At 71.1% G+C, this 6,888-nt stretch carries 6 protein-coding genes; 2 read left to right on the top strand and 4 right to left on the bottom strand.

Going from position 1 to position 6,888, the window contains the following annotated elements; translation table 11 throughout:
• Positions 1–177: 177 nt before the first annotated feature.
• A complete protein-coding gene (locus ACFWFI_RS39480; protein ID WP_387400266.1) occupies positions 178–1,569 on the top strand; it encodes a uracil-xanthine permease family protein in 1,392 nt (463 codons plus the stop codon).
• Between the two features lie 19 nt (positions 1,570–1,588).
• On the opposite strand, the gene ACFWFI_RS39475 is transcribed toward ACFWFI_RS39480, so the two are convergent.
• A complete protein-coding gene (locus tag ACFWFI_RS39475) occupies positions 1,589–2,710 on the bottom strand; it encodes a glycoside hydrolase family 6 protein (protein ID WP_387400264.1) in 1,122 nt (373 codons plus the stop codon).
• Positions 2,711–2,876: 166 nt separating this feature from the next.
• Here ACFWFI_RS39475 and ACFWFI_RS39470 point away from each other — a divergent pair, with 166 nt between their 5' ends.
• Entirely contained in the window at positions 2,877–3,587 is a 711-nt protein-coding gene (locus ACFWFI_RS39470) for a DUF5995 family protein (RefSeq protein WP_387400262.1), read from the top strand.
• 24 nt (positions 3,588–3,611) lie between these two features.
• Here the strand turns inward: ACFWFI_RS39470 and ACFWFI_RS39465 are convergent, their stop codons facing one another.
• From ACFWFI_RS39465 to ACFWFI_RS39455, 3 genes are all read right to left on the bottom strand, one after another.
• Positions 3,612–5,303 carry a flavin monoamine oxidase family protein gene (locus ACFWFI_RS39465; protein ID WP_387400260.1) on the bottom strand — a complete coding sequence of 564 codons (1,692 nt, stop codon included), beginning with the start codon at positions 5,301–5,303 and terminating at the stop codon, positions 3,612–3,614.
• A 45-nt stretch (positions 5,304–5,348) separates the two neighbouring features.
• Complete coding sequence (locus ACFWFI_RS39460; RefSeq protein ID WP_387400258.1) at positions 5,349–6,146, bottom strand: carbon-nitrogen hydrolase family protein; 798 nt, start codon at positions 6,144–6,146, stop codon at positions 5,349–5,351.
• 235 nt (positions 6,147–6,381) lie between these two features.
• Complete coding sequence (locus ACFWFI_RS39455) at positions 6,382–6,837, bottom strand: Lrp/AsnC family transcriptional regulator (RefSeq protein ID WP_205021971.1); 456 nt, start codon at positions 6,835–6,837, stop codon at positions 6,382–6,384.
• Positions 6,838–6,888: the final 51 nt, after the last annotated feature.

Here is a 6,888-nt window from a genome sequence, read left to right as displayed (position 1 = left end):
GTGACACGACGTACCCGCTCGTCCTGGCGCAAGGAGAGGCGGGAACGGCATTACAATGTGGCTGATAGTTTCTCCGGCACCCACGCCGGTGGGCCGCGGCGCTGCGACACGTCCCCCTGTGTTTCAGTCAGGTTTCGGCCATCTCAGCGGACTTCTCGCGATCAACAAGGAGCGACCATGGGCCTCGGCGTGCGCTGGACCTTGCACGGCGACGGAAAGACGCCCGCACCGGGGGCCGTGGTGCGCCCCGACGAGCGGCTCTCCTGGCCCCGTACGTTCGGCCTCGGCGCCCAGCACGTGGTGGCCATGTTCGGCGCGTCCTTCGTGGCGCCCGTCCTGATGGGGCTCGACCCGAACCTCGCGATCATGATGTCCGGTGTCGCCACCGCCATCTTCCTGCTGGCGACGAAGGGCAGGGTGCCCAGCTATCTGGGGTGCTCGCTCTCCTTCGTGGGTGTGGCCGCCACGATCCGGGCCAGCGGCGGCAGCAGTGCCACCGTCACGGGCGCGGTCCTGGTGGTCGGTGCCGTGCTGTTCCTCGTGGGGCTCATGGTGCAGCGGTTCGGCGCGCGGATCATCCACGCGGCGATGCCTCCCGTGGTGACCGGCGCCGTCGTGATGCTGATCGGCTTCAACCTGGCACCCGTCACCGCGTCGACCTACTGGCCCCAGGACCAGTGGACGGCCCTGCTGGTGATGCTCTTCACCGGGCTGGCCGTGGTCTGCCTGCCCGGGTTCTTCTCCCGTATCGCGATCTTCCTCGGGCTCGTCTTCGGCTATGTCCTGTCCTGGGTGCTCGACCTGGTCTTCGGGAAGATCCACTCCCCGGCCGGCGGCGCCGAGGCGGTCGACCACTGGCGGCTGGACCTGTCGGCCGTGGCGGACGCGGACTGGATCGGACTGCCGTCCTTCCACGCGCCGAGCTTCGAATGGTCGGCGGTCCTGGTCGCGCTGCCGGTCGTCATCGCCCTGATCGCCGAGAACGCCGGGCATGTGAAGGCCGTCGGCGAGATGACCGGCGACTCGCTCGACGACAAGCTGGGTACCGCCATCGCCGCGGACGGCGCCGCCTCGATGCTGTCCACGGCCGTGGGCGGCCCGCCCAACACCACGTACTCCGAGAACATCGGAGTGATGGCGGCGACCCGGGTCTATTCCACCGCCGCCTACTGGGCCGCGGCCGGCTTCGCGCTGCTCTTCGGCCTCTGCCCCAAATTCGGTGCGGTCGTCGCCGCGATCCCCGGCGGGGTGCTCGGCGGCATCACCGTCATCCTCTACGGCATGATCGGCCTGCTGGGCGCCCAGATCTGGCTGAACGCCAAGGTCGACCTGCGCAACCCCCTCAATCTCGTACCTGCCGCCGCGGGCATCATCATCGGGGTCGGCGGGGTCAGCCTGAAGATCACCGACAACTTCGAGCTGAGCGGCATCGCTCTCGGCACCCTCGTGGTGATCACCGGCTACCACGCACTGCGGGCGTTCGCCCCCGCGCACCTCAAGACCCAGGAGCCCCTGCTCGACTCGGGCACGTCCCAGTACGACGAGAAGCCGCCGGCCGGCACGTCCTGACCACACCGGGCAGTACCGCTCAGCCCCTGGCCAGCTCGTAGGCGTAGTCCGGTGTGAACGAACCGGCTGCCCCCTTGCAGCCGTCGGACTCCCCCGGCAGCTTCACCCAGAGGTAGGCGTCGATCCCGGCCAGGCCGGTGTCCGTCGTCGGGGTCCTGCCGAGCGCCCGGCCGGCCGGGTCGCACCACTCACCGGCTTCGGGCGCCCCGTTGCCGTTGCGGCTGGTGTCGATGACGGCGCCCAGGCCGGGGGGACCCCCGAGCGCGGCGAGCACCCGCCGGGCGTAGGCGGCCTCGTCGGCCGTGCCGTGGAAGTTGGACACGTTGGTGAAGATGCCGTCGCCGCTGGTCGCCGCGCCCGCCTCGCGGAGCGCCGCGGCCTGTTTCGCGGCGGCGTGCCAGCCGGAGTGCCCGCCGTCGAAGTAGACCTTGGCCCGCGGGTTCGCGGCGTGCAGGGTCCGGCCGGCCCGGGCCAGGGACGCGAAACGGTCGGACCGCTGTCCGGCCGACAGGCAGTCCGACAGGGCGATCGCGTCCGGCTCCAGGATCACGATGACCGGTCCGCTGCCGAGGCCCGCGGCGAAGTCCTCCATCCACGCGTCGTACGCGTCCAGACCTGGCGCCCCTCCCTCGGAAGCGCCGCCGCAGTCCCGGTCGGGGATGGCGTACGGCACGAGGACCGGCGTACGCCCGGCGGCCGCCGCGGCGGCCGTGACGCCCCGGACCTGCCCGGTCACGGCGCCGGGGTTGTAGGCGGGGAACCAGACGGCGGCGGGCTGCGCCGCGATCCTGGACTCGATGAGCGGGCGTCGCGGATCGTCCCGGTGGGCACGGACCCAGTCCAGGACCTGGGACTCCGGGTGGCGGTAGAGCCCGGTGAGCTGCGCGGCGGACCGCGAGGGGCGCTCGGGCGATGCGGCCGGGGCCGGGCTCTCACGCGCCGTCCGGGTGGGGCTCGGGGAAGGCGGGGCCGTCGCGGAGGCCGAGGGGGACACGGACGGGGTGGGCACGGCGGGTAGCGGTTCCAGGACCGGGGACGCGGTCGTGTCCGGCCGCGCGGTCGTGCGCTCGCCGCCCTCCGCGGCGGCCATCACGCCCGTCGCCGCACCGGCCGCCACCACGGCCGACGCCAGCGCCGCCATGGTGTGACGGCGTGCGGCGCGTCTCCTGCTCCGTACCTCGGTCCTGCCTTGCTCCCGTACGCCCGACACCCCTCGTCCCCTCCCCCGGCGCCTGGTGTTCGTCCGTTCCGATGAAGTCTCCGGCCCGTCGGCGCCGTGGCGAGCCTAAGGCTGGGACGCTGCCCGCATGGACCGGATCGAGCAGTTCACACATCCGGCCGGCGCGGCCGGCACGGTGACCGACGTCGGCGCGGTGATCGAGCGGATGCGCGCGTTCCGCTCCGACTGGCCGCCCGGGGACGGCGTGGCGGTGTTCAACCAGGTCTACCTGACGGTCACGGAGACCCTCTCCCGTCACCTCGCGGACGGAGCGTTCCAGGACCGGAAGGCCGTCGCCGCACTGGATGTGCGCTTCGCCGAGCACTATCTGACGGCGGTCGACACGGCCGTCTCGGGCGGCCTTCCGCCCGAGTGCTGGCGCCCCCTGTTCCAGTACCGGCGCCATCCGGGCGTACGCCCGCTGCAGTTCGCACTGGCCGGTATCAACGCGCACATCGGGCACGATCTCGCACTGGCCGTCGTGGACACCTGCCGTACGCTCGCCTGCGCTCCGGCGGACCTGAAGGAGGAGTTCGACCGGGTGGGCGATCTCCTCGTGATGCTGGAGGAGCGGATCCGCGAAGATCTGATGCCCGGTCCCGATCTGCTGGAGGTCGCCGATCCCCTCATCCATCTCGCGGGGTCCTGGAGTCTGGAGCGGGCCCGTGAAGCGTCGTGGTCGGCCGCCAAGATGCTGTGGCAGCTGCGTGGGGTGCCGCCCCTGGCCGAGGAGTTCAGGTCACGGATGGATGCCGGAGCCGGGCTGGTGGGGCGCTTCCTGCTCACTCCGTGCCGCTGAAACGATGCGCCACCCGCCCGCCTCTCAGCCCTCCGGGAGCTCGACCGGCGCGATCTCGTCGAAGACGTCACCCGGACCGGGGTTCGCCGGATCGGTGGCGCCGCCGAACTGTGCCATCACACCCCATACGGCGTTCAGCGCGGTCTGCACGGCTCCCTCGGCCCAGCCCGCCGTCCACGAGATGTCGTCGCCCGCGAGGAACAGGCCGCGCTTGTCGGCGGGCAGCCGGTCCTGCATGAAGTGGGTGAACAGCCGCCGCTGGTAGCGGTAGTGGCCGGGCAGGTTGGCCTTGAACGCGCCCATGAAGTACGGCTCGTTCTCCCAGGAGACGGTGACGGGATTGCCGATGACGTGCTTGCGGATGTCGACGCCCGGATAGATCTCGCCGAGCGACTTGAGCATGACGTCCATGCGCTCCTTGGGGGAGAGCGGCAGCCACTTCAGGCTGTCGTCGCACCAGGTGTAGGAGAGACAGATGACGGCCGGCTTGTCGGGCCCGTCGTCCAGGAGGTACGTCCCCCGGGTCATCCGGTCCGTGAGCGTCATGGACATCGTGTCCCGGCCGGTGGTCTCGTCGGCGTCCAGCCAGAACGGCCGGTCGACGGGCACGAACAGCTTGGACGACTCCATGTAGTGGGTGCGCTCCATCGCCGTCCAGTGGTCGATCGGGAAGAGCGCGTCGTCGCAGGCGATCTTGGAGAGCAGCAGCCAGGACTGACCGGTGAACACCGCGGCCCGGTAGGTGCGGATGTCGCCGGTGGCGTCGGTGACGGTGATCCGGTTCCCGGCGGTGCGGTCCAGCCGGGTCACGGCGGTGCGCGGCTGCCCGTCGTGCAGGGAGGAGAGTGACGTGCCGAGCGGCCAGTGCACGAGCTTCTGCGGCTCACGGTCCCACAGGCGCAGCGGCAGCTGCTGGCTGCCGCCGACGATCCCCCGGTGGTGGTCGTCGGCCTCGGTGTAGACGACGCGGAGGATCTCCAGGATCGAGTTGGGGAAGTCGGTGTCCCAGCCGCCGGTCCCGAAGCCGACCTGCCCGAAGATCTCGCGGTGCCGGAAGGAGGAGAAGGAGTCGGAGCCGCAGAGGAAGCCGTAGAAGGTCTGGTCGTCGAGCTTCTCGACGAGCTTCGCCCAGATCTCCCGGATGCGCGGCACGTCGCGCTCGCGCATCGCGCGGTTCATGTCGGAGAAGTCGGCGCCCTCCTCCAGGCAGGAGTTCCAGGCGTCCATCACCTCGCGGTACACCGGGGGCAGGTCCTCGATGGTCCGCGCGTAGTGGGACTCGCCCTTGAGGTCGACGACGGTCGACGGGGTGGCCGGTGAGAGAGGGTTGGGGAACGGCTTGGTCTCCAGGCCCACCAGGTCGATGTAGTGCTGGAGCGCCGTGGACGAGGGCGGGAAGCGCATGGCGCCCATCTCGGCGGTCAGCGAGGGGTCGCAGCCCTCGAAGCCGACGGTGCGCAGCCGGCCGCCGATCCGGTCCGCCTCGTAGACGACGGGCTTCAGCCCCATCTTCATCAGTTCGTACGCGGCGATGATGCCGGACAGCCCGCCGCCGATGACGGCGACCTCGGTGCCGTGTTCGGTGGCCGGTATCTGCCCGATGCCCGCCGGGTGGGCGAGGAAGTCGTCGTAGGCGTAGGGGAAGTCCGGCCCGAACATGGTGATCGGCGGCTGCGCGTCGGTGTGCTGGACGGCGTTGGGCACCGTGGACGTCATGGGGTACGGACTCCTAGCGGGGAAGTGAGCGACGGGGGCGAGGGCTCAGACGAGGGAGCCGTACAGACCGGGAACGCGGTCCTTGAGATACGGGTTGGCGGCACGCGAGGCGGCGAGCAGAGCGGGGTCGACCTCGCCGACGAGGAATTCCTCTCCGCGGCCGGCGCGGGCGCGGACCGTGCCGTCGGGGCCGGCCAGGCAGCTCAGTCCGGTGAAGTCGAACTCGCCTTCTCTGCCTGCCCTGTTGACGTACGCGATGTAGAGCTGGCTCTCGAAGGCGCGGACCGGCACGACGGCCTCGGCGACGAACGGGAAGGGGTGCATCAGCGCGGTCGGGACCAGGAGCAGCTCGGTCCCGGCCAGGGCGTGCGCGCGCACGTTCTCCGGGAACTCGACGTCGTAGCAGATCAGCAGCCCGACCTTCACGCCGTCCAGCTCGGCCTGCACCACGGGCTGCTCCCCGGGCGTGAACCACTCCTCCTCGAAGCTGCCGAAGAGGTGGGTCTTGCGGTAGTTGGCGAGTGGTTCCCCGTCGGGGCCGATGAGCTGCGCCGCGTTGAAGACCGCCTCGCCGGACCGCTCCGGGTAGCCGTAGTGGACGGCGAGGCCGTGGCGCACGCAGATGTCGGCGACCGCCCGCGCGGCGGGCCCGTCCGCGGACTCGGCCAGCTCGGGGACGGCGTCGCCGATGGCGTATCCGGTGAGGAACAGCTCCGGGCAGACCAGCAGCCGGGCACCTGCGGCGGCTGCCCTCGCCGCGGCCTCGTCGAGCGTGGCGAGGTTGTCGTCCACGGAGCCGGCTCGTCCGGAGCTCTGGAGCAGGGCGGTGCGCAACGGCGGCATGGCTGACCTCGGGCGGGACGGGCGGGGTGGGGAGACGTATTGAAGGTACGGCGCGGAGATCGCGGCCGACAAGACGCGATTGTTGCGCGTACACCGTCGATCCGTTGCGCGGGAACCCGCCGGGGCGGCGATTTGTTGCGTGGGGCGTTCTCGCAGGTCAGGCGAGTGATTTCGGTCTCGCCGGACAGCCTCCCGCCCGGCCCGGGACCCTGCTCCCCCGGTGTCCGCCCGGCTGTCAGGCCGGCGGGCCCGAGGAGTACCGCCGCAGCAACGGGGAGAGCACGAGGACCGACTTGGTCCGCTCGACGTAGGGCTCCCCGGCGATCCGTTCCAGCACCTGCTCGAAGTGCCGCATGTCGGCTGCGAAGACCTGCACGATCGCGTCGGCGTCGCCCGTCACCGTGGACGCGGACGCGACCTCCGGATAGGCGGACAGACCCCGCTTGATCGCTTCGGGGGCGGTGTTGCGGCTGCAGTAGATCTCGATGAACCCCTCGGTCTCCCAGCCGAGCGCCGCAGGGTCGACCCGCACGGTGAAGCCCGTGATGGCGCCTTCGGCGCGCAGTCGGTCCACGCGGCGTTTGACCGCGGGTGCGGAGAGGCCGATGAGGGCGCCGATGTCCGCGTAGGAGCGGCGGGCGTCTTCGGCGAGGGCGTGGACGATGCGTTCGTCGAGGTCGTTCAGGCGCACTTCGGGTGGATCACTTTTCTGCGGCGGAGGGTTTCGGGGGCGGCACGGGCC

Source organism: Streptomyces sp. NPDC060209, assembly GCF_042728155.1.
Taxonomy (GTDB): Bacteria; Actinomycetota; Actinomycetes; order Streptomycetales; family Streptomycetaceae; genus Streptomyces.
Note: the sequence above shows the minus strand (reverse complement) of the source record. Positions and strands in the feature narration are given on the sequence as shown.